The 26,728-nt window shown below is 64.4% G+C and carries 23 protein-coding genes; 12 read left to right on the top strand and 11 right to left on the bottom strand.

The genetic code is table 11. The features are described from left to right. Positions 1-50: 50 nt before the first annotated feature. The 9 genes from K8374_RS01555 to bioB all read right to left on the bottom strand — a co-directional run bounded on the left by K8374_RS01555 (position 51) and on the right by bioB (position 10,418). Entirely contained in the window at positions 51-1,829 is a 1,779-nt protein-coding gene (locus K8374_RS01555) for an acyl-CoA dehydrogenase C-terminal domain-containing protein (protein WP_224457697.1), read from the bottom strand. A 122-nt stretch (positions 1,830-1,951) separates the two neighbouring features. Then, positions 1,952-3,235: a GGDEF domain-containing protein gene (locus tag K8374_RS01550; protein ID WP_224457696.1), complete on the bottom strand. Its 1,284-nt coding sequence runs from the start codon at positions 3,233-3,235 to the stop codon at positions 1,952-1,954. 206 nt (positions 3,236-3,441) lie between these two features. Continuing rightward, the gene (locus K8374_RS01545; protein ID WP_224457695.1) at positions 3,442-5,247 is read right to left on the bottom strand and encodes a phenylacyl-CoA dehydrogenase; all 1,806 of its coding nucleotides are present in this window, start codon (positions 5,245-5,247) and stop codon (positions 3,442-3,444) included. A 243-nt stretch (positions 5,248-5,490) separates the two neighbouring features. Further along, positions 5,491-5,787 carry a pyrroloquinoline quinone biosynthesis protein PqqE gene (locus K8374_RS01540; protein ID WP_224457694.1) on the bottom strand — a complete coding sequence of 99 codons (297 nt, stop codon included), beginning with the start codon at positions 5,785-5,787 and terminating at the stop codon, positions 5,491-5,493. Positions 5,788-5,961: 174 nt separating this feature from the next. After that, complete coding sequence (gene bioD, locus K8374_RS01535) at positions 5,962-6,642, bottom strand: dethiobiotin synthase (protein WP_224457693.1); 681 nt, start codon at positions 6,640-6,642, stop codon at positions 5,962-5,964. Position 6,643: 1 nt separating this feature from the next. Beyond that, a complete protein-coding gene (bioC, locus tag K8374_RS01530) occupies positions 6,644-7,468 on the bottom strand; it encodes a malonyl-ACP O-methyltransferase BioC (RefSeq protein WP_224457692.1) in 825 nt (274 codons plus the stop codon). After that, positions 7,461-8,192 carry an alpha/beta fold hydrolase gene (locus K8374_RS01525; protein ID WP_084856252.1) on the bottom strand — a complete coding sequence of 244 codons (732 nt, stop codon included), beginning with the start codon at positions 8,190-8,192 and terminating at the stop codon, positions 7,461-7,463. The genes bioC and K8374_RS01525 overlap by 8 nt, the downstream gene beginning before the upstream one ends. After that, positions 8,185-9,357 carry an 8-amino-7-oxononanoate synthase gene (gene bioF, locus K8374_RS01520; RefSeq protein ID WP_224457691.1) on the bottom strand — a complete coding sequence of 391 codons (1,173 nt, stop codon included), beginning with the start codon at positions 9,355-9,357 and terminating at the stop codon, positions 8,185-8,187. The genes K8374_RS01525 and bioF overlap by 8 nt, the downstream gene beginning before the upstream one ends. 2 nt (positions 9,358-9,359) lie before the next feature. Further along, positions 9,360-10,418 (bottom strand): biotin synthase BioB, encoded by a 1,059-nt coding sequence (gene bioB / locus K8374_RS01515; protein ID WP_224457690.1) that lies wholly within the window; start codon positions 10,416-10,418, stop codon positions 9,360-9,362. 89 nt (positions 10,419-10,507) lie between these two features. Here bioB and K8374_RS01510 point away from each other — a divergent pair, with 89 nt between their 5' ends. The 4 genes from K8374_RS01510 (at position 10,508) to rarD (ending at position 14,277) form a co-directional block, all read left to right on the top strand. Continuing rightward, positions 10,508-11,245 (top strand): ComF family protein, encoded by a 738-nt coding sequence (locus K8374_RS01510; RefSeq protein WP_224457689.1) that lies wholly within the window; start codon positions 10,508-10,510, stop codon positions 11,243-11,245. Between the two features lie 123 nt (positions 11,246-11,368). Continuing rightward, on the top strand, positions 11,369-12,133 hold the full coding sequence (locus K8374_RS01505; RefSeq protein ID WP_224457688.1) for a TOBE domain-containing protein: 765 nt from the start codon (positions 11,369-11,371) through the stop codon (positions 12,131-12,133). 218 nt (positions 12,134-12,351) lie between these two features. Further along, entirely contained in the window at positions 12,352-13,326 is a 975-nt protein-coding gene (locus K8374_RS01500; RefSeq protein WP_224457687.1) for a serine/threonine protein kinase, read from the top strand. A gap of 63 nt (positions 13,327-13,389) precedes the next feature. Beyond that, entirely contained in the window at positions 13,390-14,277 is an 888-nt protein-coding gene (gene rarD, locus K8374_RS01495; RefSeq protein WP_084856263.1) for an EamA family transporter RarD, read from the top strand. A gap of 292 nt (positions 14,278-14,569) precedes the next feature. On the opposite strand, the gene K8374_RS01490 is transcribed toward rarD, so the two are convergent. After that, complete coding sequence (locus K8374_RS01490; RefSeq protein ID WP_084856265.1) at positions 14,570-15,088, bottom strand: glycine cleavage system protein R; 519 nt, start codon at positions 15,086-15,088, stop codon at positions 14,570-14,572. Between the two features lie 462 nt (positions 15,089-15,550). Between K8374_RS01490 and K8374_RS01485 the strand changes: the two genes are divergently transcribed. After that, a complete protein-coding gene (locus K8374_RS01485) occupies positions 15,551-17,728 on the top strand; it encodes a malate synthase G (protein ID WP_224457686.1) in 2,178 nt (725 codons plus the stop codon). Positions 17,729-17,814: 86 nt separating this feature from the next. On the opposite strand, the gene K8374_RS01480 is transcribed toward K8374_RS01485, so the two are convergent. Further along, the gene (locus K8374_RS01480; RefSeq protein ID WP_224457685.1) at positions 17,815-18,264 is read right to left on the bottom strand and encodes a response regulator; all 450 of its coding nucleotides are present in this window, start codon (positions 18,262-18,264) and stop codon (positions 17,815-17,817) included. A gap of 209 nt (positions 18,265-18,473) precedes the next feature. Here K8374_RS01480 and K8374_RS01475 point away from each other — a divergent pair, with 209 nt between their 5' ends. The 7 genes from K8374_RS01475 (at position 18,474) to K8374_RS01445 (ending at position 26,720) form a co-directional block, all read left to right on the top strand. Next, a complete protein-coding gene (locus K8374_RS01475; protein ID WP_224457684.1) occupies positions 18,474-20,411 on the top strand; it encodes a putative nucleotidyltransferase substrate binding domain-containing protein in 1,938 nt (645 codons plus the stop codon). Next, on the top strand, positions 20,408-21,118 hold the full coding sequence (locus tag K8374_RS01470; protein ID WP_224457683.1) for a PolC-type DNA polymerase III: 711 nt from the start codon (positions 20,408-20,410) through the stop codon (positions 21,116-21,118). The genes K8374_RS01475 and K8374_RS01470 overlap by 4 nt, the downstream gene beginning before the upstream one ends. Before the next feature lie 112 nt (positions 21,119-21,230). Next, positions 21,231-21,749 carry an RNA polymerase sigma factor gene (locus K8374_RS01465; RefSeq protein WP_224457682.1) on the top strand — a complete coding sequence of 173 codons (519 nt, stop codon included), beginning with the start codon at positions 21,231-21,233 and terminating at the stop codon, positions 21,747-21,749. Beyond that, entirely contained in the window at positions 21,746-22,702 is a 957-nt protein-coding gene (locus tag K8374_RS01460; protein WP_224457681.1) for a FecR domain-containing protein, read from the top strand. Before K8374_RS01465 ends, K8374_RS01460 begins: the two co-directional genes overlap by 4 nt. Before the next feature lie 161 nt (positions 22,703-22,863). Further along, positions 22,864-25,314 (top strand): TonB-dependent siderophore receptor, encoded by a 2,451-nt coding sequence (locus tag K8374_RS01455; RefSeq protein WP_224457680.1) that lies wholly within the window; start codon positions 22,864-22,866, stop codon positions 25,312-25,314. 120 nt (positions 25,315-25,434) lie between these two features. Further along, on the top strand, positions 25,435-26,547 hold the full coding sequence (locus tag K8374_RS01450; protein ID WP_224457679.1) for a PepSY-associated TM helix domain-containing protein: 1,113 nt from the start codon (positions 25,435-25,437) through the stop codon (positions 26,545-26,547). Continuing rightward, positions 26,544-26,720 carry a hypothetical protein gene (locus K8374_RS01445; RefSeq protein ID WP_224457678.1) on the top strand — a complete coding sequence of 59 codons (177 nt, stop codon included), beginning with the start codon at positions 26,544-26,546 and terminating at the stop codon, positions 26,718-26,720. Before K8374_RS01450 ends, K8374_RS01445 begins: the two co-directional genes overlap by 4 nt. Positions 26,721-26,728 lie beyond the last annotated feature (8 nt).

Here is a 26,728-nt window from a genome sequence, read left to right as displayed (position 1 = left end):
CTCCTACTTCACCGCCAGGGCTTTGTAGGAGCGGGCTTACACCAACCAGGTCAGAACTGCGCGGCGTCGAGCAGGTAGAGCGTTTCGCTGCCCGCCTTGACCGAGGCCACCAGCGAGCCCACACGCGGCAACAGGCGAGCGAAATAGAAGCGTGCGGTACCCAGCTTGGCGGCATAGAAGGCCTCGTCGCCCTTACCTGCCAGCGCAGCGCGAGCCATCAGGGCCCACATGTAGGCGTAGGCGACGTAACCGAAGGCATGCAGGTATTCCACCGATGCCGCCCCGATTTCGTTGGGGTTGCCCTTGGCCTGCGCCAATACCCATTCGGTGAGCCCGTCGAGTTGCTCGAGGGATGCGGCGAGCGGGGTGGTGAACTCGCCCAGTTCGGAGCCGGCGCTGGCGATGAACTGGCGAATCTCGTCGGAGAACAGGCGGTAGAACGCACCGCCATTGCCCACCACCTTGCGCCCCATCAGGTCCAGGGCCTGGATGCCATTGGTGCCTTCGTAGATCTGGGTGATACGCACATCACGCACCAATTGCTCCTGACCCCACTCGCGGATGTAGCCATGGCCGCCGAATACCTGCTGACCGTGCACCGCACACTCAAGGCCCAGATCAGTGAGGAAGGCCTTGGCCACTGGCGTCAGCAGCGCCACCAAGTCTTCGCTGCGCTTGCGGGTCGTGGCGTCTTCGCTGTACTTGGCGCTGTCCAGTTGCATGGCAACGTAGGTGGAGAACGCGCGGCCACCTTCGATCAACGCCTTCATGGTCAGCAACATACGGCGGACATCGGGGTGAACGATGATCGGGTCGGCCGCTTTGTCCTTGGCCTGGGGCCCGGTTGGCGCACGGCTCTGCAAGCGCTCGCGGGCGTATTCCACAGCATTCTGGTAGGAGCGCTCGGCCGACGCCAAGCCCTGGATACCGACACCCAGGCGCTCGTAGTTCATCATGGTGAACATCGCCGCCAGGCCCTTGTTCGCCTCGCCCACCAAGTAGCCGGTGGCGCCGTCGAAGTTCATGACGCAGGTCGCCGAGGCCTGGATGCCCATCTTGTGTTCGATCGACCCGCAATTGGCCGGGTTGCGTGCGCCCAGGCTGCCATCGTCGTTGACCAGGAACTTCGGCACCAGGAACAGCGAGATCCCCTTCGGGCCGGCCGGTGCGTCCGGCAACTTGGCCAGCACCAGGTGGATGATGTTCTCGGTCAGGTCGTGCTCGCCGCCGGTGATGAAGATCTTGGTGCCGCTGACCTTGTAGCTGCCATCCGCCTGGGGCTCGGCCTTGGTGCGGATGATACCCAGGTCGGTGCCGGCATGGGGCTCGGTCAGGCACATGGAGCCTGCCCACACACCTGCATACATGTTGGGCAGGTATTTTTCCTTCAGCGCTTCGCTGGCATGGGCGTTGATCGACAGGCACGCCCCGGCAGTCAGCATCGGGTACAGGCCGAAGGCCAGGCTAGAGGCGTTGACCATCTCCTCGACCTGAGCGGAAATCGCCTTGGGCATGCCCATGCCACCGAACAGCGGGTCGCCCCCGACGCCCACCCAGCCACCTTCGGCGTAGGTGTTGTAGGCCTCGATGAAGCCTGCCGGCGTGCGTACGGCGCCGCTCTCCCAATGGCACCCCTCTTCGTCACCACTGCGGCTCAGCGGGGCGATGGTCTTGCTGGTGACCTTGCCCGCTTCCTCCAGCACGGCCATGGCGGTCTCTTCATCGACAGCCTCGGCCAGGGCAGGCAATTGTTGCCAGAGTTTGGCCACCTCGAAGACTTCATTCAGAACGAAACGCATATCGCGCAGGGGCGCTTTATAGTCAGCCATGACAACCTCTCGCTATCAGGGTCGGGGCGATCCGGCAGGACCGCGGCACTAGGTGAAACGAGTGTACCCGAACAACGTTTGCGAGACATAGGGTCATCACGCGACCAAATGGTCACGCATAGTCACGCCATGCGTACTGCGCCACGCCTGGAATGCTCGCCAAACACCATGACACAGTTGCGACCCGCGCCCTTGGCGCTGTAGAGCGCCTGGTCGGCGGACTTGAGCACGTCGTCCGGCGTGCGATGGGCAGCCTGGCGCTCGGCGACGCCGATACTGATAGTCACCGATACCGCATTGCCCGGCGACCCAGCGCGGCGCTGCCTCCCTGCCGAGTCGTCCTGTGGACGGTTGTTCCGGTCGCGCAGCTGGATCGCATAGTTGGCGATCATTTCGCGCACGGCCTCCAGGTGCGGCGTACATTCCTCGGCGGTCTTGCCGGCGAACACCAAGGCGAACTCCTCGCCGCCATAGCGGTAGGCACGCCCTCCCCCGGTCACCCGGCCCAACCGGCTGGCGACCAGGCGAAGCACCTGGTCACCGACATCATGCCCATGGGTGTCGTTGAATTTCTTGAAGTGGTCCACGTCGGTCATGGCGATCACATAGTTGCGCCCCAGCCGCTGCAAGCGCTCGTTCAGTGCCCGACGGCCCGGCAGGCCGGTCAGTTCGTCGCGAAACGCCATCTGGTAGGCCTCGTGGGACACCGCTGCGGCGATCATCAGCATCACCTGGCTGCACATGATGTTGAGAGTGAACGGCAGGATGAAGGTCTTGGGCAGCATCCAGAAGATGCCCAGCAGGCCGATGACCTGCGCCGCATGCAACGGCCTTGGCTGGCGCAGGTACTGCACCACGAGGAGGATGAACATGCCCAGGAATACGGGGTATGCCAGCTGAACAAGGCTCATCCATTGTCCATGCAGCGAAGGCCAGCGGATCTCCGCCAACCACCCCAGCAAGGCGTCCGGGTAGCGCTGCTCCAAGGCCAACGCCACGCTGCCCACCGCGAACAGCACCGCGAAACGCGCCAGCAGGTCCTGGGCCAGGTGGGTACGCTCCTGCCAGGCCCCGTACAGGCCGAACAATGCGGGCAGCAGCAGGCAGACCATGTGGAACACCACCGCCGCGTCCTCGCGCACCTTGCCATTGTCGCGGTAGAAATCGGTTTGGGTATCGAGCAGGAAATAGGCGATATACACCGTGACCATCAGGAACAGCTCGCGCTGCCTTCGATACACCGTGCAATAGGCTCCACCCAGCAGCAGCACGAGGGTGGGCAGCACGTTGAACAAGGACGTGAAGAACACATTGAGGTCCTTCACATAGGCCGCCGCCAACCCCCCCAGCAACAGGAACAGCGAGGGCAGGAAGTGGCTCGCGCGTACAGCGGATAGACGAAACAAAAGGCAATCTCCGACCCGGCAGATCAATAATGGCATTGTGCCTTTAGTTCATCGGCAGCGCACATGAATAGATGAATATGCGCATCGGGCAAGCGCCCGCGCGGGTAGCGCGTGATCTTCGCCCCCCCTAAGCCCCACTCCATCAAACGCAGCCAAAAAAACCGCCTGCCGGTCAGGGCAGACGGTTTCCGGTACAGCCGGGCGGTTTAGCAGGACAGACCGAAGTCTTCTTCCTTCATCGCCATCAGGTTGTCGGCACCGGACAAGATCGCGGCCACATGGGCACGGGTGCGCGGCAGGATCCGCTGGAAGTAGAATCGCGCGGTTTGCAGCTTGGCGGTGTAGAACGCGACTTCGTCGGTACCGGCGGCCAGTTTTTCCGCCGCCAGGCGGGCGATATCGGCCCAGAAGTAGGCCAGGCAGGCGTAGCCGGAGTACATCAGGTAGTCCACCGAAGCGGCACCGACTTCCTCACGGTCCTTCATGGCCGCCATGCCGATCTTCATGGTCAGCTCGCCCCACTCCTTGTTCAGCGCAGCCAGCGGCGTGACGAACTCCTGCACGGCTTCGTTACCTTCCTGGGCTTGGCAGAACTTGTGAACGATCTTGGTGAAGCCCTTGAGCGCCTCGCCCTGGGTCATCAGCACCTTGCGGCCGAGCAGGTCAAGGGCCTGAATGCCGGTGGTGCCTTCGTACAGCATGGAAATACGGCTGTCGCGCACGTTCTGCTCCATGCCCCACTCGGCGATGAAGCCGTGGCCGCCATAGATCTGCACGCCGTGGTTGGCCGCTTCGAAACCGACTTCGGTCATGAACGCCTTGGCGATCGGGGTGAGGAAGGCCAGCAGGGCGTCGGCCTTCTTGCGCGCTTCTTCATCCTGGCTGTACTTGACGATGTCCACCTGCTTGGCGGTGAAGTACACCATCGCGCGGTTACCCTCTGCGAAGGCTTTCATCGTGAGCAGCATGCGGCGCACGTCCGGGTGGACGATGATCGGGTCGGCGGCCTTGTCCGGCGCCTTCGGGCCGGTCAGGGAGCGCATCTGCAGGCGTTCACGGGCGTACTTCAGGCCACCCTGGAAAGCCACTTCGGCGTGGGCCAGGCCTTGCAGCGCGGTGCCCAGGCGAGCGGTGTTCATGAAGGTGAACATGCAGTTCAGGCCCTTGTTGGCCGGGCCGATCAGGTAGCCGGTGGCACCGTCGAAGTTCATCACGCAGGTGGCGTTGCCGTGGATGCCCATCTTGTGTTCGATGGAACCGCAGCTCACGCCGTTGCGCTCACCTACGCCGCCTTCGGCGTTGGGCAGGAATTTCGGCACGATGAACAGCGAGATGCCCTTGGTGCCCGCCGGGGCGTCGGGCAGGCGGGCCAGGACGATATGGACGATGTTCTCGGCCATGTCGTGTTCGCCCGCAGAAATGAAGATCTTGGTGCCGGACACCTTGTAGCTGCCATCGGCCTGGGGTTCGGCCTTGGTGCGCAGCATGCCCAGGTCGGTACCGCAATGCGGTTCGGTCAGGCACATGGTGCCGGTCCATTCGCCGGATACCAGCTTGGTCAGGTAGGTGTGCTGCTGCTCGGGCGTGCCGTGGGCGGAGATGGTGTTCATCGCGCCATGGGAAAGGCCTGGGTACATGCCCCACGACCAGTTCGATTCGCCGACCATTTCGCTCAGGGCCAGGCCCAGCGACTCCGGCAGACCCTGGCCGCCGTGCTCGACATCATGGGCCAGGCTCGGCCAGCCACCTTCGACGAATTGCTCGTAGGCTTCCTTGAAGCCAGTCGGGGTCTTAACGCCCGACTCGCTCCAGGTACAGCCTTCCTGGTCGCCGACGCGGTTCAGCGGGGCCAGTACCTGTTCACAGAACTTCGCGCCTTCCTCGAGGATCGCATCGACCATGTCGGGCGTGGCGTCCTGGCAACCCGGCAGGCTCTGATAGTGCGCCTCGTAGCCGAGCAGTTCGTCGCGAACGAAGCGAATATCACGCAAGGGGGCTTTGTAATCAGGCATAGCGATGAACCTCTGTGATGAGTCCGGTGGAAAGACCGCGGGCACCGACCAGCGCTTGGCGGCTTTGCGTCAAACAGTTGTTTGAAACTTACGTTTAGCACGGGCCAATGTCAAGGATGGACTATGGTGCCATTTATGCCGCGAAACATGGCATAAACGCCACGATCCTGCGCACCCAATGACCGCGCAGGTCCCTGTAGGTGCGACGGTGCGGCGGACCTACAGGGAAACGCGTCCCGTTAATCAGGCGTAGGTATCGATGAATCGCCCGAGCATTTCGTCCGAAGCCTTGGCGATCTTGGCGCCAAGCTCGACGTGATGCTTGCCCAGCGCCAACTCGACGCTGCTGGTGGCCAGATCCATCTGCTGGCTGCGGTCGACGGCGCGCAGGCGCTCGGCCTGATAGTCGCTGGACTGGCTGGTGGCGGCACGCTCGACGGTGCCGTTGGCGATTTGACTGGCGGCCTGGTCGACACGGTGCTGCCCGGCCTGGAGGGCGCCAAGGCCTGCGTAATAAGCAGTGCTACCGGTGATTTCCATGTCAGGGCTCCAGAATCGGATGAAGAGCAGGCCTCATTAAAGCAGCCATTGGCGGAAAAGACCCGTTTAAATCCCTAATAGCCTTATGCCATGCAATAGCCTGTGGCCATGGGAACGCTGTATGTCCGACCGCGGGACAAGTCCGCTCCTACAGAGGTGCATGAACGTGTGGCGCTAGTCCAGCAAATCCAGTTGCAAGTGCTCCGCCACCGCCTCGGCCGTGGCCTGCTTGAGCCACGGTACCCTGCCCAGGCAGGGCGCCGGCAGCCGCTCGGCCAGGCTGGCGAGGTTCTCCTCCAGGCGCGAGGTCCGTGGGTCGACGATATTGGCCACCCACCCGGCCAGCTGCAGGCCATCCCGGGCGATCGCCTCGGCACTGAGCAGGGCATGGTTGATGCAACCCAGGCGCACGCCCACCACCAGGATCACCGGCAGCTTCAAGGCAATGGCCAGGTCCGACAGGTTGGCATGGCCAGACAACGGCACCCGCCAGCCCCCGGCCCCCTCGACCAAGGTGAAGTCGGCGCCTTGGTCCAGTACATGGCGCATGGCGGCCAGCAACGTCGAGACCTGCAGGCTTACGCCTGCCTCGCGGGCCGCCACATGGGGAGCGATGGCCGGCTCGAAGGCGAAAGGGTTGACCTGCTCGTAAGGCAGCTTCACAGAGCTCTGGTCGATCAGCGCCAGGGCATCGGCATTGCGCAGCCCTTTGGCCGTCACCGTACACCCCGAGGCGACCGGCTTGGCACCCAAGGTGCTCAGCCCCTGGGACAGTGCCGCATGTAGCAGCCCGGCGGCGATGGTGGTCTTGCCGACGTCGGTGTCGGTACCGGCAATGAAATAGGCCTGGCCCATGTCACACCTCGCCTGCGAGCGGTTTGCGCAACACCCCATACACCACCTGGTAGGTGGCCGGCAGGCCCTGCGGCTGGCGGAAGCGTTCATAGGCCTGCAGCAAACCTTGCATGCGCGCCCGCCCGGTCAGCCCGGATGGCCGCCCCGGGTTGAGGTTGTGCGCGCCCAGGGCCTTGAGCTCATGGGTCAGGCTGCGTACATCAGGGTAATACAGCACATGGGGACGCCGCTGCAGGCCAAGCACCTGCAAGCCGCTTTCGCCGCACAGTCGCTGGTAGTCTTCGAAGCGCCGGAAGCGGTTGACGTGCACCAGCCCGTCCACGGCCTGCCAACTGGCGCGCAGCTCGTCGAGCGTGCCAACACACAGGCTGCTGAACGCCAGCACACCGCCTGGCCGTAGCACACGCCAGGCCTCGCCCAGCACGCTGGAGAACTGGCTGCACCACTGCACCGCGAGGCTGGAGAACACCAGGTCGACACTTTCATCGCGCAGCGGCAACCGTTCGGCATCGCCGGCCACATGATGCTGGGCGCCACCTTGTTCACGGGCATGGCGCAGCATGCCTTCGGCAATGTCCACCGCCACACCGGCGCTGCCATGGAAACGCTCGGCCAATGCCCGGCTGAAATGCCCTGTGCCACTGCCCAGGTCAAGCCAGCACCCAGGTTGCAGGCCCGCCGGCAACTGCTCGAGCAGGAACATGCCTACCGCACGCTGCAAGGCCGCCACGCTGTCATAGCTGGCCGCTGCGCGGGAGAACGAAGCCGCCACCTGGCGCTTGTCCGGCAACGTGCCGGGCAGGGTCGGACGGGAAAGGTCAGTCATCGCCACTCTCATGCAGGAAACTCTTGATGCCCGCCGCCAGTTCCTGTGGGTATTCCAGCAGGAAGGCGTGGGAACTGTCTTCGACCAGGCCGACTTCCACGTCCGGCAACAGTTCGCTAAGGGCCTTGGCCGCTTCTGCCGGTACCAGCGCGTCGCTGCCGGCGAACAAATGCAGCTGGGGCCCGCCGTATTGCTCCAGGGCATTGCGGGTATCGAGCTTGGCCAGGACTTCGAGGCCTGTGGCCAGGTACAACGGGTCGGTGTCGGGCACGCCTATGCCCAGTTGCCGTAACAAGGTGCGCGGCATCTGCGCGCCTTCGCTGCACAGGGTGCGAAAGCGCTTGAGGGTCACCTGGGGGTGGCTGCGACAACCATCGAGGAAGGTGCCGAAGGTGTCCACCGCCATGCCATGGGCCCAATCCGGACGCTGGACGAAACTGGGGTTGCTGGCCAGTGTCAGCAGGCCGCAGCAATGGTCGCCGCGCTTGTGCGCCAGGGCGCTGGCGAGCATGCCGCCGAACGACCAGCCACCCAACCAGCTGTCGGTGGGCAGCGTGCGGTCGAGGCGCTCGACCCAGGCCTGGACATCGCCATCGGCGAGCTCCGGCAAGGGCCGCAGTTCGACCTGCAAGCGCGGGTCCTGCGCACGCAGGCTCGCGGCCAATGGTTCCAGCGAAGCAGTGCCCAGGCCCCAGCCCGGCAGAAGGATCAATCGGTTACGCATCGGCGGACTCCAGCAAGGGGTAACACTCGGCCAATGCATTCAACAATAGCTGGACCTGGGCCTCGCTGTGCGCTGCGCTCAGGGTCACGCGCAAACGCGCGCTGCCGGCAGGTACGGTCGGCGGGCGGATGGCGGTGACCAGCAGGCCCCGCTCGCGCAGCATGCGTGACAACTGCAGGGCGCGCGCGCTGTCACCGATCAGGATTGGCTGGATCGCGGTCGGGCTGTCCATCAGGTCCAGGCCAATCTGTTCAGCGCCCTGGCGGAACTGGCGGATCAACGCCTCGAGGTGCTCGCGGCGCCAGCGCTCGCGGCGCAACAGCTCCAGGCTCTTGAGCGTGGCGCAGGCCAGCGCCGGCGGCTGGCTGGTGGTATAGATGTAGGGCCGGGCGAACTGCACCAACGCCTCGATCAGTTCTTCGCTGCCGGCCACGAAGGCCCCTGCGGTGCCGCAGGCCTTGCCAAGGGTGCCGATCAATACCGGCACCTCTTCCACTCCTAGGCCAAAGTGCTCGACGATACCGCCGCCATTGGCACCGAGCGTGCCCAGGCCATGGGCATCATCGACCATCAGCCAGGCATCGCGCGCGCGCGCGGCTCGTGCCAACGCCGGCAGGTCGGCCAGGTCGCCATCCATGCTGAACACGCCGTCGGTGACCACCAGGGTATTGCCGGTGGCCTTGGCCAGGCGGCTGGCCAGGCTGGCCGCGTCGTTGTGCAGGTAGCGACTGAAGCGCGCACCGCTGAGCAGGCCACCATCGAGCAGCGAGGCATGGTTGAGACGGTCCTGCAGCACGGTATCGCCCTGCCCGACCAACGCCGTGATGGCGCCGAGGTTGGCCATGTAGCCCGTGGAGAACAACAGCGCACGCGGGCGCCCGGTCAATTCGGCGAGGGCTTCTTCCACCTCGTGGTGCGGGCTGCTGTGGCCGATCACCAGGTGCGAGGCGCCGCCACCGACGCCCCAGCGTTCGGCGCCGGCGCGCCAGGCCGCGACCACCTCGGGGTGGTTGGCCAGCCCCAGGTAGTCGTTGCTGCAGAAGGCCAGCAGCGCCTGGCCGTCGACCACCACCTCTGGCCCCTGGGGGGTTTCCAGTAGCGGCCGCTGCCGATACAGGTCCGCAGCGCGCCGTTCGGCCAGGCGGGCCGCCAGGTCGAAGGCCATGGTCAGGCCGAAGCTGCGTCGTAGAACAGCTCGCTGCTGCGTTGCTCGACCAACGCCTGTTCGATGGCCGCCTGGTGCACTTCGTCGGCGTGCTCTTCACGGGCTTCTGGCTGGATACCAAGGCGGGCGAACAGCTGCATGTCCTTGTCGGCCTGGGGGTTGGCCGTGGTCAGCAGTTTCTCGCCGTAGAAGATCGAGTTGGCACCGGCCATGAAGGCCAGGGCCTGCATCTGTTCGTTCATCTGCTCGCGGCCGGCGGAGAGGCGCACATGGGACTTGGGCATCAGGATGCGTGCCACCGCCAGCATGCGGATGAAATCGAACGGGTCGACATCCTCCTCGTCGGCCAACGGCGTACCGGCGACCTTGACCAGCATGTTGATCGGCACCGACTCCGGATGCTCCGGCAGGTTGGCCAACTGGATCAACAGGCCTGCACGGTCGTCGAGCGACTCGCCCATGCCCAGGATACCGCCGGAGCAGATCTTCATCCCGGCGTCGCGCACGTAGGCCAGGGTCTGCAGGCGTTCGCCGTAGGTGCGGGTGGTGATGATGCTGCCGTAGAACTCCGGCGAGGTGTCGAGGTTGTGGTTGTAGTAGTCCAAACCGGCCTCTGCCAGGGCCTTGGTCTGCTCCTGGTCGAGCTTGCCGAGGGTCATGCAGGTTTCCAGGCCCATGGCCTTGACCCCTTTGACCATCTCCAGCACGTAGGGCATGTCCTTGGCCGACGGGTGTTTCCAGGCAGCGCCCATGCAGAAGCGGGTAGAGCCGATGGCCTTGGCGCGAGCGGCTTCTTCCAGGACCTTCTGCACTTCCATCAGCTTCTGCTTTTCCAGCCCGGTGTTGTAGTGGCCGGACTGCGGACAATATTTGCAATCTTCCGGGCAGGCGCCGGTCTTGATCGACAGCAAGGTGGAAACCTGCACGCGGTTGGGGTCGAAATGCGCGCGATGCACCGTCTGCGCCTGGAACAGCAGGTCGTTGAACGGCTGTTGGAACAGAGCCTTGACCTCGGCGAGGGTCCAGTCGTGACGTGTTGTTGCAGTTGTGCTGGCGCTCATCGGCGTTTCCTTGTTTAGGCTTTGACTGGCGCCGGGACAGGAAAGCCCGCCAGCGCATCACGGATACGCCGCATACTCAGGGAAGGACCATGTACTGTCAACCACTCATAAAACGCATGGTTTACAAGTGTTCAAATATTGATCACGCCTGTTTGCTCTGCGATGAAACCAGCGCACAGCCTTACCCATTGTGCATGCACTGCGAACAGGCCCTGCCCTGGCTGGACGAGCACTGCACCCGCTGCGCCCTGCCCCTGCCAATGAGCGGCTTGACCTGCGCCCAGTGCAGCCGCGTGTCGCCGGCCTTCGAGCAAGTCGTGGCGCCGTGGCACTTCGGCTTTCCGGTCGATGCGTTGGTCAGCCGCTTCAAGCACCGCAGCCAGTGGCCGCTGGGCCGGCTGATGGCCTTGCTGCTGGGGCAGGCCCTGCTGCATCGCTACGGGGAGGGCATGGCAAAACCTGACCAGTTGTTGCCCGTGCCCCTGACCCGGCGTCGACTGCGCCAGCGGGGCTTCAACCAGGCGGCGATGCTTGCCCGATGGCTGTCCAGGCAGTTGGCGGTCCCGTGCAACGAAACGCTGCTGCAGCGCACCCGCGATACACCGGCCCAGCAAACCCTCGGTGCCCGGGCACGAAAGCGTAACCTGCGAATGGCCTTCGGCCTGGCGCCCGGGACGCGGCTCGATGGGCTGCACCTGGCCATTGTCGATGACGTGCTGACCACCGGTGCAACCGCCCAGGCCATCGCGATGTTGCTGCGCAAGGCCGGGGCGCGGCGGGTCGATGTGTATTGCCTGGCGCGTACGCCCAAGCCGGGGCAGGGTTGAGCCTTTGGGGCTCAATTCTAAGGGATATGTGGCCTGTGAGATCGAAGCTACCATGGCTGACCTTGACTTGCCTGCAGGCGAGCGGCACCGTCACTGCATCTTCATTACCACCGACACGCCACCATGTCCCTACCCGCCCTGCTCACCCAGCACATCGCCCGTCGCCCGCAGCGCATCGCCTTGCTGCAGCACGTCGCCGAACAGGGCTCGATCACACGCGCCGCGAAGGCTGCCGGCATGAGCTACAAGGCCGCCTGGGATGCCATCGATGAGCTCAACAACCTGGCCAGCCGCCCCCTGGTGGAGCGCAGCACCGGAGGGCGGGGCGGCGGCGGGGCGCGGTTGTCCGCCGAGGGCGAACGGGTCCTGCGTCTGTACCAGCGGTTGCAGGCACTGCAAGCGCAGGTCTTCGAGGCGGCGGAAGAAAGCAGCGACCTCGACCTGCTCGGCCGCTTGATGCTGCGTACCAGTGCGCGTAACCAACTGCATGGACAGGTCAGCGGGCTGCGCCGTGAAGGGCGGCATGACCGTGTCAGCCTGGACCTGGGCGGCGGCCTGGAAATCGAAGCGTTGATCACCCGCGACAGCACCGAGCGACTGGAATTGGCGCTGGGCACACCGGTGGTGGCCTTGCTGAAGGCAGGCTGGGTGCAGGTGCTCGGCGAGACCGATTCGAGCACCGAAGGCAGCAACTGCCTGCAGGCCACGGTCGAGGACATACTGGCCGACGACAACGGGCCCAGCGAGGTGCGATTGGTGCTGGGCAATGGGCAGACACTCTGCGCGTTCGCCGAGGTGCGTTGGCTGGAACAAACCAAGGTAGCCCCAGGCAGCCGGGTGCGGGCGCAGTTCCACCCTTCTTACGTGCTGCTGGGCGTGCCGGTGTAAGCCAAGCGACTAGCCCCCCTGTAGGAGCGGGCTTGCCCCGCGATCGGCTGCGCAGCAGCCGCAAAATCAGCCACTTCGACGCGCCCGGCAGACCAAGGCCTGAAAAGCTTACAGCTACCCTGCAGCCTATCACAGGGCAAGCGTGCTCCCACACGCCAACCCCATCCGCACACAGCTGCGTTACCATTCACTTCCGCACCCCTGTGCCCGGAGCCACCATGTCCCACCCCTTCGATACCCTCACCCCCGACCTGGTCCTGGATGCCGTGGAAAGCCTGGGCTTTCTCAGCGACGCCCGGGTGCTGGCGCTCAATAGCTACGAGAACCGCGTCTACCAGGTGGGCATCGAAGGGGCGCAACCGCTGATCGCCAAGTTCTACCGCCCCGGCCGCTGGAGCGACGATGCCATCCTCGAGGAACACCGCTTCAGCGCCGAACTTGCCGAGTGCGAGGTACCGGTCGTCGCCCCGCTGCAGCACGGCGGCCGCAGCCTGTTCGAACACCAAGGCTTTCGCTTCACCCTGTTCCCACGGCGCGGCGGCCACGCGCCGGAGCCCGGCAACCTGGACCAGCTCTACCGCCTTGGCCAACTGCTCGGCCGCCTGCACGCGGTCGGCGCGGCGCGGCCCTTCGAGCACCGTGAGACACTGGCGGTGGATAACTTCGGCCACGCCTCGCTGGCAACCCTGCTCGCCGGCGATTTCGTTCCCCGCGAGCTGCTGCCGGCCTTCGAATCGGTCGCCCGCGATGTGCTCCAGCGGGTCGAGGCCATCTATGCACGCACCCCGCACCAGGTGATCCGCCTGCACGGCGATTGTCACCCCGGCAACCTGATGTACCGTGACGAGACGTTCCATATCGTCGACCTGGACGACTGTCGCATGGGCCCGGCGGTCCAGGACCTGTGGATGATGCTCGCCGGCAGCCGCGAAGAACGTATGGGCCAATTGGCCGAACTGATCGACGGCTACAACGAGTTCCATGACTTCGACCCACGCCAGCTGGCGCTGATCGAACCCCTGCGCGCCCTGCGCCAGTTGCACTACAGTGCCTGGCTGGCCCGACGCTGGGACGACCCGGCGTTCCCGCCCAGCTTCCCCTGGTTCGGCCAGCCACGTTACTGGGGCGACCAGATCCTCGCCCTGCGCGAACAGATCGCCGCATTGGATGAAGAACCGCTGAAATTGTTTTAGAAGCGCTGGGCGCTCTGTCTACAATAGGCGTGCTGTATTTAGTTACCTAAGCAAGGAATCTGCATGCACGCCGCAAACCCGCGTCGCGGGTATATCCTGGGCCTGAGCGCCTATATCATCTGGGGCCTGTTCCCCTTGTACTTCAAAGCCATCCAGAGTGTTCCGGCGGTCGAGATCATCGTCCACCGCGTGCTCTGGTCGGCGCTGTTCGGCTCGCTCCTGTTGCTGGTCTGGAAGCACCCGGGCTGGTGGCGCGAACTGCGCGACAACCCGCGCCGCCTGGCCATCCTGGCCCTGAGCGGGGCACTGATCGCTGGCAACTGGCTGACCTATGTGTGGTCGGTGAACAACGGGCGTATGCTCGAGGCGAGCCTGGGCTACTACATCAACCCGCTGGTCAACGTGCTGCTGGGCATGCTGCTGCTCGGCGAGCGCCTGCGCCGCCTGCAGTGGCTGGCGGTGGGGCTGGCGGCGGTGGGTGTGGCCCAGCAAGTCTGGCAGGTCGGTAGCCTGCCCTGGGTTTCGCTGGTGCTGGCGCTGTCGTTCGGCTTCTATGGCCTGATCCGCAAGCAGGCGCCGGTGGCAGCGCTGCCGGGGCTGGTGGTGGAAACCTGGATGCTGGTACCCCTGGCCCTCGGCTGGCTATTGTTGCACCCAACGGCGACCAGCGCCCAGGCCGAGTTCTACACCAGCAGCGAAGCGCTCTGGCTGATGGCCGCAGGGCCGGTCACCCTGGTGCCGTTGGTGTGCTTCAATGCCGCCGCCCGCCACCTGCCCTACACCACGCTGGGCTTCCTGCAGTACCTGGCGCCGACCCTGGTGCTGCTGCAGGCGGTGTTGCTGTTCGGTGAGCAGCTGTCCTCCAGCACCCTGATGGCGTTCATGTTCATCTGGGCGGGCCTGGCTATCTATAGCGTCGATGCCTGGTTGAGTTTGCGCAAGCGAAGCTGATCAAAAAATGATCGAATCTCTGCAGGCCTCGCATTACGAGGCCTGCAGAGACATCTCCAAAGGTTATCCACATCCTCGTCCCCGTGCTTTGTGCACAAGCCCCTGATATCTGAACGTTTTTTGCTCAAAGCTCTGGAGCCTGCGAATTTCTTGGGCTGGGGAGGAGCGCCCCCAGGTTATCCACAGCGCCGCCCCCATGATCTTGGGATAACCTCTTTCGCGGGTAAACCCGCTCCCACAATGACCTTTAAGATCCTGTGGAAGCGGGTTCACTCGCGAACAGGTTCGGCGCTCAGTCTTCCGGGCGCAGCTTGAGCTCTACCATCAGGTCGTCGGCCAGGCTCTCCAGCCTGTGCTGCAGATCATCCAGTGACAGGGTCAGGGGCAGCGCCAGCAACGCATCGGCATGGAACAGCGGCTCGCTGCTCATGGGCGCCGGCCTTACCTCGGTGGTGAAGCGCTCCAGGTTCACGCCTTGCTCGGCCAGCAAGCGGGTGATGTCCCGCACGATACCCGGCCGGTCGTTGCCCACCAGCTCCATGGCGATCGGCTTCCAGGTGCACGACGGCTCGATGCCGCTCTCGGCGATCAGCACGCGAATGTCATGGCTGGACAGCTTATGCAGGGCCTCGACCAGGTCATCGTAGGATTCAGCCGGCACCGCGACCCGCAGAATCCCGGCGAATTGCCCGGCCATCCGCGACATGCGACTCTCCAGCCAGTTACCGTTATGCTCGGCAATGCATTGGGCGATGCGTTCGACCTGCCCGGCCTTGTCGGGGGCGATCACTGTCAGTACGAGATGGTCCACGGGCCGCTCCTCAGCTCTGCTAGTCAGGTGGCCGGCGCCGCTGCGCACGGCGAAATACGGGGGCATCGCAACAGTATAGGCAAGGCGCGGCAACCTGCCGCAGGGCGGTCCGCACAAAGAATCGTGTACTGTTTCAAGATTTATCTGGAACAATCCACCTGTTTTTTGCGAACATAACGTCTCCCAGCGTGACCCTATGCGATCTGTTGGTCGCACAACGACGCTTTTAGTCTGATTCCACCCCGCCTACTGCTTCATGTAGTATGCCGCGGCGCGGACTACAAAACGTCGTTTGGATGTCTGCCAAGGCGCCTGTGAAAATACGCAACCCGCCCGCCGGCCCGTCTGGCGAGCCGCACCCAGCCGCGCTCATACACGAGGGCAAGTACTGGTGCCGTGTTTAGAGAAGCGCTACAGGCTTAATACAGAAGAGCGAAATAGCTGAGCAGAGTGAGGCAAGCAATGACTGGATACGTTCAAGTCGGTGGCCTTCAGGTCGCCAAGGTCCTGTACGACTTCGTCAACGACGAAGCCATTCCAGGGACCGGCATCGTCGCCGAGCAGTTCTGGGCGGGTGCGGAAAAGATCATCAACGACCTCGCTCCAAAGAACAAAGCCCTGCTCGCCAAGCGCGACGAACTGCAAGCCAAGATCGACGCCTGGCACCAGGCGCGTAAAGGCCAGGCCCATGACGCCGTAGCCTACAAGAGCTTCCTCCAGGAAATCGGCTACCTGCTGCCACAAGCCGACGATTTCCAGGCCACCACCCAGAATGTGGACGAAGAAATCGCCCACATGGCCGGCCCGCAGCTGGTGGTGCCGGTGATGAACGCCCGCTTCGCCCTGAACGCCGCCAACGCCCGCTGGGGCTCGCTGTATGACGCGCTGTACGGCACCGATGCCATCAGCGACGAAGGCGGCGCCGAGAAAGGCCAGGGCTACAACAAGGTCCGTGGCGACAAGGTCATCGCCTTCGGCCGCGCCTTCCTCGACGAAGCCGCGCCCCTGGCCGCCGGCTCCCATGTCGACTCCACCGGCTACCGCATCGAAGGCGGCAAGCTGGTCGTCGCCCTCAAAGGTGGCAGCAACAGCGGCCTGCGCGACGATGCCCAGCTGATCGGCTACCGTGGCGACGCCGCCGCGCCGACCGCAGTCCTGCTCAAGCACAACGGCCTGCACTTCGAGATCCAGGTCGACGCCAGCACCCCGGTTGGAAGCACTGACGCCGCCGGCGTGAAGGACATCCTGATGGAATCGGCGCTGACCACCATCATGGACTGCGAAGACTCCGTCGCCGCCGTCGATGCCGACGACAAGGTCGTGGTCTACCGCAACTGGCTGGGCCTGATGAAAGGCGACCTGTCCGAGAACGTGACCAAGGGCGGCAAGACCTTCACCCGTACCATGAACCCTGACCGCGAATACACCGCGCCTGCTGGCGGCACCGTCACCCTGCACGGCCGTTCGCTGCTGTTCGTGCGCAACGTCGGCCACCTGATGACCAACCCGGCGATCCTCGACGGCCAGGGCAACGAGATCCCGGAAGGTATCCAGGACGGCCTGTTCACCAACCTGATCGCCCTGCACAACCTCAAGGGCAACACCACCCGCAAGAACACCCGCACCGGCAGCGTCTACATCGTCAAGCCGAAGATGCACGGCCCTGAGGAAGTGGCATTCGCCGCCGAGATCTTCAGCCGCGTCGAAGACCTGCTGGGCATGGCGCGCAATACCGTCAAGGTCGGCATCATGGACGAGGAGCGCCGTACCACGGTCAACCTCAAGTCCTGCATCAAGGCGGCCGCCGAGCGCGTGGTGTTCATCAACACCGGCTTCCTCGACCGTACCGGTGACGAAATCCACACCTCCATGGAAGCCGGCGCCGTGGTGCGCAAGGGCGCCATGAAGAACGAAAAATGGATCGGCGCCTACGAGAACAACAACGTCGACATCGGCCTGGCCACCGGCCTGCAAGGCCGCGCCCAGATCGGCAAGGGCATGTGGGCCATGCCTGACCTGATGGCCGCGATGCTCGAGCAGAAGATCGCCCACCCGCTGGCCGGCGCCAACACCGCCTGGGTACCGTCGCCGACCGCCGCCACCCTGCACGCCCTGCACTACCACAAGGTCAACGTGCAGGAGCGCCAGCGCGAGCTGGCCAAGCGCGCACCGGCCTCGGTGGACGACATCCTGACCATCCCGCTGGCAGCCGACACCAACTGGTCGGCTGACGAGATCCGCAACGAGCTGGACAACAACGCCCAGGGCATCCTCGGCTACGTGGTCCGCTGGATCGACCAGGGCGTGGGTTGTTCCAAGGTCCCAGACATCAACGACGTCGGCCTGATGGAAGACCGCGCCACCCTGCGCATCTCGGCCCAGTTGCTGGCCAACTGGCTGCGCCACGGCATCGTCACCCAGGAGCAGGTGCTCGAAAGCCTCAAGCGCATGGCCGCAGTGGTGGACAAGCAGAACGCCGGCGACGCCCAGTACCGCCCGATGGCCCCGAACTTCGATGACAACATCGCGTTCCAGGCCGCCATCGAACTGGTGATCGAAGGCGCCAAGCAGCCAAACGGCTACACCGAGCCAGTGCTGCACCGCCGTCGTCGCGAGTTCAAGGCGCGTAACGGGCTGTAATCGGCAACGGGCCGCTCCCACAGGGTTCACTCAACCTCTGTAGGAGCGGCCTGGTGCCGCGACAGGGCTGCACAGCAGCCCCATTCTCACTCGCTCCGCAACTCCTTCCTCACCAGCGCCACCAGCTTCCCCAGGTCCACCGGCTTGAGCAGGAAGTCCACCACCCCCAGGTGCATCACATCCACCGCCTCCTTCACATCGGTGTCGCCCGACACCACGATGATCGACAATTCCGCCCGCTCCGATTCGCGCACCAGCCGGATCAACCCCAGGCCATCCTCTGGCGCCATACGCAAATCGGTGATCATCAGGCCAATGCGCCGGTTACGCCTGAGCTGCTCCAACGCTGCCTGTGCGCCGTCGGCAGACAGGCACTCGAAGCCCTTCGCCTTCAGATAGAGGCAAAGGGCCTCGCGGGTCGCGGCATCGTCATCCACCACCAGCACCACCTGCGGCGGAGCAGAGGGCGCGCTCACCCGGGCCAAGGCTTCGCGCTCGGCGTCACTCAGGATCTCGTCATGCTCGGCCATGGTCATCTCGTCAAAAAAATCCCGTTGCTGAAAGTTGAGACCGCAAAGCACCGCTATGCAAGCTGCCTTTCGTCGTCTATTTGACACCCAAGCGCCTCCGGGCAGCGCGCGCCGCAGGTTATAGACTTACGTCCAATGGGCACCGCAAGGCCGCCGGCCGACCATGGAGCCTTAGAACAACAGGGCCTGCAACGGCCCCTCAAGCGGTCAGTTCCATGAGCAAGAAGGACGCCTACAGCCAGGCCGGCAGAACGGCGGTTCTGCAGAACATCCAAGGCACTCTGCAGTTCCTGCAGCGCTTTCCGCCGTTCAACCAGATGGAGCACAGCCACCTGGCCTACCTGGTGGAGCAGTGCCAACTGCGTTTCTACGCCAGCGGCGAGAGCATCATCAAGCCGGCCGACGGCCCGGTGGAGCATTTCTACATCGTCAAACAGGGCCGGGTGGTCGGCGAGCGCCAGCACGTGACCAAGCCGGGCGTGGAGACCACGTTCGAAATCACCAGCGGCGAATGCTTCCCCCTGGCCGCGCTGCTCGGGGAGCGAGCCACGCGCACCGAGCACCTGGCAGGCGAGGACACCTTCTGCCTGCAACTGAACAAGAGCGCGTTCATCCGCGTGTTCTCCCTGTCGGAACCTTTCCGTGACTTTGCCCTGCGCGGCGTCAGCAGCCTGCTCGACCAGGTCAACCAGCAGGTGCGCCAGCGCGCGGTGGAAACCCTGGGCACGCAGTATTCACTCAATACCCCGCTGGGCGAACTGGCCATGCGCCACCCGGTGGTCTGCGCACCACAGACGCCCCTGCGTGAAGCCGTGCGCTCGATGCACGAACAGCAAGTCGGCAGCATCGTCATCGTCGACCCGCAGCGCCACCCCATTGGCATCTTCACCCTGCGCGACCTGCGCCAGGTGGTGGCCGATGCCAGCGCCGAGCTGACCGCCCCCATCGAGCGCTACATGACGCCGCAACCGTTCTACCTCAGCCCCCAGGCCAGCGCCTTCGACGCGGCCATGGCCATGACCGAGCGGCATATCGCCCACGTCTGCCTGGTGGACAACCAGCGCCTGTGCGGCGTGGTCTCCGAACGTGACCTGTTCTCCCTGCAGCGGGTCGACCTGGTGCACCTAGCCCGCACCATCCGCCACGCCCCGCGCCTGGAGAACCTGGTGTCGCTGCGCGGCGAGATCGGCCAATTGGTCGAGCGCATGCTCGCCCATGGCGCCTCCTCCACCCAGATCACCCAGATCATCACCTTGCTCAACGACCACACCGTGTGCCGGGTGATCGAGCTGGCCCTGGCCGAACGCGGCGACCCGGGCGTGCCGTTCAGTTGGTTGTGCTTCGGCAGCGAAGGCCGGCGCGAGCAGACCCTGCACACCGACCAGGACAACGGGATTCTCTTCGAGGCCGCCGATGCTGCCGAGGCCGAAGCGATCCGCGCCCGCCTGCTGCCACTGGCGCAGTACATCAACCAGTGCCTGGCCCAATGCGGCTTCACCCTCTGCAAGGGCAACGTGATGGCCGGCAACCCCGACCTGTGCCTGTCTCGCAGCGAATGGGCGCGACGCTTCAGCGGCTTCATTCGCGAAGCGAGCCCGGAGAACCTGCTTGGCTCGAGCATCTACTTCGACCTGCGCGTGGTCTGGGGCGATGAAAGTGGTTGCGAACAGGTGCGCCGCACCCTGCTCGAACAAGTGGCCGACAACCGCATCTTCCAGCGCATGATGGCCGACAATGCCTTGCGCCAGCGCCCGCCGGTAGGCCGCCTGCGCGAATTCGTGCTGACCCGCCAGGGCAATGACAAGGCCGCCACCCTCGACCTCAAGGTCCAGGGCCTGACGCCTTTCGTCGATGGCGCCCGGCTGTTGGCACTGGCCCATGGCATCAAGGCTTGCAACACCCTCGAACGCCTGCGCCACCTGGTGGCCCGCGGCATCATCGACCCGCTGGACGGCGCCGCGTACGAAGAGGCCTACCATTTCATCCAGCAGACCCGCATGCAGCAGCACCAGCGCCAGAGCCGCGACAACCTGCCCTACTCCAACCGGCTGGACCCGGACAGCCTCAACCACCTGGACCGGCGCATCCTGCGCGAGTCCCTGCGCCAGGCCCAGCGCCTGCAAAGCAGCCTGGCCCTGCGGTACCAGCTATGAACCTGCTCGCCTGGCTGCGCCCGGCCCTGCCGGAGCTCGACAACACCCTGCGCCAGCGCCTCGCGCGCTTGCCCAAGGCGCCGACCTTGGGCGTTTCGTCCCTGCGCGAGCAACGCTGGGTGGTGCTGGACCTGGAGACCAGCGGCCTGAACGTCAACCGCGACCAGGTATTGTCGATCGGTGCCGTGGCCATCGAGGACGGTGCCATCGACCTGGGCCAGCAGTTCGAACGCACCTTGCACCGGCCGGCCCAGAAGACCAACGCCAGTGTGCTGATCCACGGCCTGGGCCCGAGCGCCCTGGCCGCCGGCTGCGACCCAGCCCACGCGCTGGTCGATCTGCTGGAGTTCATCGGGGACAGCCCGGTGCTGGCCTTCCATGCGCCGTTCGACCAGCGCATGCTGGCCCGGGCGCTCAAGGACAGCCTCGGTTACCGCCTGCAGCACCCATTCTTCGACATGGCTGAACTGGCCCCCATGCTCAACCCCGATACCGTGCTGCGCGAGGCCAGCCTGGACGACTGGATCGCCCGCTTCGGCCTGCAGGTAGAAGAGCGTCACCACGCCAGTGCCGATGCCCAGGTCACCGCCGAACTGGCGCTGATCCTGTTCAGCCAGGCGCGGCGCCAGCAGCTGGACAGCCCCCTGCAGTTGAACCTGCGCCTGCAGCAGTGGCGTCGGCGCAAGGCGCACCAGTACAGCCTGTAGGGCTAATCACCAGGCATCTATCCGATAAGCGTCAATTGCACCCTGCGCCCCGGCTCTGTCACAATCGCGAATAATTATCGTTAGTTAACGCATTCATTCCGGGGGACGCTTCTTGTCGTCTGCGCAGAGCCCACATGCCGAGCTGGTCGGTACCCTGTACCGCGACCACCGCGCCTGGCTGCTGGCCTGGCTGCAACGCAGCACGGCCTGCCGTCAGCGCGCCGAAGACCTGAGCCAGGACACCTTCGTGCGCCTGCTCGGCCGCGAGCAGCTGGTCACCCCCCGCGAACCCCGCGCCTTTCTCGTCGCCGTGGCCAAGGGCCTGCTGTTCGACCACTTCCGCCGCGCCGCCCTGGAGCAGGCCTACCTGGCGGAACTGGCACGCCTGCCGGAGGCAGAACACCCCTCCCCTGAGCTGCAGTACCTGATTCTCGAAGACCTCAAGGCCATCGACCGCGTGCTCGGCAAACTGTCGAGCAAGGCCCGCGCGGCCTTCCTGCATAACCGCCTGGACGGTATGGGCCATGCCGAGATCGCCGAACGCCTGGGGGTGTCGGTGTCACGCGTGCGCCAGTACATCGCCCAAGGCATGCGCCAGTGCTATGTGGCTCTTTATGGGGCGCCGCTGTGAATAACGCGCCGGTGTCGGCCAAGGTCCTGGATGCCGCCATCGCCTGGAAACTGAGCCTGGACGAAGACCGCTGCACCCCAGACGAACGCAGTGATTTCCTGCGCTGGCATGCCGCCAGTGAGGAACACGCCCGTGCCTGGCACCAGCTGGGCATGCTCGACCAACGCGTGAGCGCTGCCGCCGGCCCCGCCCGCCAGGCCCTGCTGCAATCGCGGGCAGGCCTGCGCAGGCGCCTGGGCGGGTTCGGCGGCGGCCTGACTGGGCTGCTGTTGCTGGGTGCGCTGCTGCTCGGCATCGCTGCGCCATCGCTGTCGCCGGGCTATTGGCTGGCGGACCAGCGCACCGGCACCGGGGAGCTGCGTACACTGCGCCTGGAAGACGGCACCCTGCTGAGCCTGAATACCAATACCGCAGTGGATATCGACTATGCAGGCGGACAACGCTTGATCGTCCTGCACCAGGGCGAAATTTCCGTGGAAACCGGCCATGAAGACCCCCGCCCGCTGCTGGTACGCACCGACGATGGCCGGCTACGCCCCTTGGGTACGCGCTTCCTGGTCAAGCGCGAAGCCCAAGGCACGCGCCTGGAGGTACTGCAATCGTCAGTGGCCGCCAAGCCGTCCAACAACAGTGACGAGCACGTCCTGCGCGCAGGCCAGCAGGTGCTAATGACCTCCGATGGCCTCGGCCAGGTCGACCCGGTGGCCGTGGGCGCCGATGCCTGGACGCGCGGCATGCTGGTAGTGGACAACGTGCGCCTGGTCGACCTGGTCGCAGCCCTGGGCCGTTACCGCAACGGCCACCTGGGCGTTGCCGACGAAGTGGCCGACCTACGCGTGAGCGGCAGCTTCCCGCTGACTGACACCGACCTCGCCCTGGCATCGCTCACGCCGGTGCTGCCGGTAAAGATCGAGCGGCATACGCCCTGGTGGGTAACTATCAGCGCCAAGTAACCCAGGTCTCGAAGGCTGCGCTGCACCTGGAGCGGCCTTGTGCCGCGATGGGCCGCAAAGCGGCCCCAAACCCTCCCACACTTTTTTTATCAGCCCCTGTCACTTTTCCATTCTCGCTCGGCAAGGAAGCAACTAGCACTTATCCGTCGAGGAGCCGCTGCATGCCCCGTGCCGTTGATTCTTTCCTGCGCCCTAGCCTGATGGCCCTGGCCATCGCCCTCGCTGCCCCGCTGGCCAGCCCCGTCCTGCAGGCCGCCGAGCAGTCGGCCCTGCGCGCCTATGACCTGCCCAGCGCCCCATTGGCCAGCACCTTGACCCGGATCGCCAGCCAAGCCGGTATCGCCCTGGCGCTGGACCCGGCCTTGGTAGACGGTCGCAGCTCCGCCCCGGTCAGCGGCCAGTACGACGCCCTCGGCGCCCTGCAAGCCGCCCTGCGCGGCACCGGCCTGCAGTTGCAGCAGAGCAGCGTAGGGAGCTACAGCCTGGTGGCCGCGCCCGACGGCACCCTGGCGCTGCCGGAGACGGCGATCAATGCCAGTAGTGATTTCGAGACAGCGTGGGGCGCCTCCAGCGGCTATGTGGCTACCCGAACAGCCGCAGGTACCAAAACCGACACGTCGGTAGTCGAAACCCCTCGCTCGATGAGTGTGATCACCCGCCAACAATTGGACGACCGCCAGGTGCTAAACCTCAACGATGCACTGCGCTACACCGCAGGCGTACAAAGCAGCGGCTACGGATCGGACTCACGCGCCGACTGGCTACGCGTGCGGGGCTTCGACCCGACCCAGTTCCTGGATGGTCTGCCGCTGCCCAAGGGCTCCTTCGCCAACCCCAAGGTCGAACCCTGGAACCTCGAGCGCATCACGGTCCTTCGAGGCCCCGCCTCCTCGGTGTATGGCCAGACCCCGCCAGGTGGCATGCTCGATATGGTGAGCCGTCGTCCGCAGGCGCAAAGCGCCCACCAGATAGAAGCCCAGGTCGGCAGCAATGAGCACAAGCAATTCAACTTCGACAGTACCGGCAAGATCGATGATGAAGGCCGTTTCCTCTATCGTGTCAGCGGCGTGGTACGAGATAGCAACTCGCCAATCGATCATATTCCAGACAAGCGTTACAACATCGCCCCAAGCCTCACTTGGAATATCGATGACGACACCAAGCTGACCTTCCTTTCCCAATACACCCGCGACGATACGGGTATTACGGGGCAGTTTCTTCCCCTGCAAGGCACTAAGTTGTCATCCCCCGTAGGCAAGATTTCCCATCACAAGAATCTGGGTGAGCCTGGCTGGGATTTCTATGATCGTACCTATTACGCTCTGGGCTACGCTTTCGAGCATCGTTTCAACAATACCTGGCAGTTCCGCCAGAATCTGCGCTACACCAAGAGCGACCTGGAGTTCCAGGCCGTCAATGTAGGCACCATCAACCAGGTTGACGCCGACGGCAATGTCAACCGCGAAGCCGGCATCGTCAATGAAGACATCAGCCAGTTCGCGGTGGACAATAACTTCCAGGCCGACTTCCAGACTGGGGTCATAAGTCATACCGTGCTGCTTGGCCTCGACCACCAGCGTTCGAACACCAACTATCAATGGTTATACGGCGGTTCGTACCTCTACGACAGTGCTGGAAACATCATTGGCAACAATGTACCGCCAATTAATGTGGTCAATCCCGGCTACGGCGCTGATATGTCCAATGTCAGCTATTTCGCCATGCAGGACTTCGGGCAGAAGACCCGCCAGACCGGCATCTATGTCCAAGACCAGATGGCCCTGGACAACTGGCGCCTGACCCTTGGAGGCCGTGAGGACTGGGTCCACACCGGCACTGTGTTCCACAACAAGAACGATGCCACCAATACCCAGCGTGACAAGGCCTTCAGTGGCAACGTAGGGTTGAGCTATGTGTACGAAAACGGCGTAACGCCCTACGTCTCTTATACTGAGTCGTTCCAGCCAGCCAGTGGAGCCAACGTCGATTCCACCCAGTCCTTCAAGCCCACTGAAGGTCGCCAGTATGAAATGGGCGTGAAGTACCAGCCGATCGGTAGCGACACGCTGCTTACCGCCGCGGTATATGACTTGCGTCAGAAAAATGTGCGCGTGACAGAGGGCAGCATTACCCGCCAGGTAGGTGAATTGCAGGTTCGTGGCCTGGAGCTGGAGGCAACCAGCCAGCTGACGGAAAATATAAAGACCGTCGCCTCCTATACCTACACCGATACCGAAATCCTCAAGGGTCTGGCCAGCGAAAAGGGCAATCGTATGGCGTTGATTCCTCGCAACCAGGCCACCTTCTGGGCTGACTACACCTGGCATAACGGCCCGCTGGACGGCTTCGGCATCGGCGGCGGTGTGCGTTACGTCGCAGACACCTACGGCAACACAGCCAATACCGACTTGGCCCATGTCGGCTCCTACACCATCTATGACGCCTCCGTGCATTACGACCTCGGTCGCCTGGACAACAGTATGAAAGGCGTCACCGTGGCGGTGGAGGCGAAGAACCTGTTTAACAAGGACTACCTGTCCAACTGTGACGGTTATTGGTGCTATTACGGCGACGAGCGCAACGTGGTGGCCAGCGTCAATTACAAGTTCTGAGTAACAGGGGCCGCTGCGCGGCCCTTTCGCGGCGCAAGGCCGCTCCTACAGGGGGTGTATGCAGTTTGTGGGAGCGAGCTTGCCCCGCGATTGCGTCGCTAGCACCTTTCGGAAATCGCGATGAAAAGCCAAACCATCCGCCGCTGGTCGGCGATCCATACCTGGAGCAGCCTGGTCTGCACCCTGTTCCTGCTGTTGCTGGCCCTGACCGGCCTGCCGCTGATCTTCCACCACGAACTGGAGCACCTGCTGGGCGACGCCCCCGAGTTGCGTGAAATGCCCGCCGACACCCCGCACCTGGACCTGCAGCACCTGGTGTTCAAGGCCCAGGCCCATCGTCCTGGCGAAGTGGTGCAGTACTTCGGCTACGACGAGGACGACCGCAACGGCGTGATCGCCATCACGGCAGCCACGGCCGGCACCGAGCCGAATTCGTCGCACACCTTCATGCTCGACGCCCGCACGGGCGAGGCCGTTGCCATGCCCGCCGCCAACGGCGGCTTCATGATGACCATGCTGCGCCTGCACGTGGACATGTTCGCCGGCCTGCCGGGCAAGCTGGTGCTGGCGTTCATGGGGGTACTGTTCGTGCTGGCGATCGTCTCCGGTACCGTGCTCTACGCGCCGTTCATGCGCCGCCTGAAGTTCGCCACGGTGCGCAACGACCGCTCGCGCCGGCTGCGCTGGCTCGACCTGCACAACTTGATCGGCGTCGTCACCCTCACCTGGGCGTTGGTGGTCGGGGTCACCGGTGTGATCAGCGCCCTCTCCGACCTGGTCATCGCCGCCTGGCGCAACGACAGCCTGGCGGCGATGGTAGCCCCCTACCACGATGCCCCGCCGCTCACCGAACGCGCGCCGGCCAGCCGCCTGTTGGACATCGCCACCCAGGCCGCACCGGGCATGCAGCCGGACTTCATCGCCTTCCCGGGCACACGCTTTTCCAGCGAGCACCACTATGCAGTGTTCATGAAAGGTGCCACGCACCTGACGTCGCACCTGCTGACACCAGTGCTGATCGATGCCCGCACGCTGGCGGTCACGGCCGTCGGTGAAAGGCCCTGGTACATGGACACCCTGCTCCTGTCGCAACCGCTGCACTTTGGCGACTACGGAGGCCGGCCGATGCAGATCCTCTGGGCGGTGCTCGATGTGCTGACCATCATCGTGCTCGGCAGTGGGGTTTACCTGTGGTGGGGTAAGCAGCGCAAGGCACGGGAGGTGACGGCATGAGCCACAGGTCGCAGCCGACACGGCGGATCTTTGCCTGGCCCATGGTGATTGCCGTGCTCGGTGCCGGAGGGTTGTTCGCCGCGCTGTTGGGGGACGGCGGGTGGGATGTGCTGGCGTGGGTGGGGCTGGGGATACCGGCGGTGCTGGGGCTTCGGGGGCTGTGTTGGAGGTAAGGCCCTAG

Origin of the sequence: Pseudomonas sp. p1(2021b), from assembly GCF_020151015.1 — a bacterium.
In the GTDB taxonomy this organism is placed as follows: domain Bacteria; phylum Pseudomonadota; class Gammaproteobacteria; order Pseudomonadales; family Pseudomonadaceae; genus Aquipseudomonas; species Aquipseudomonas putida_K.
This window is presented reverse-complemented; position numbering and strand designations above follow the sequence as displayed.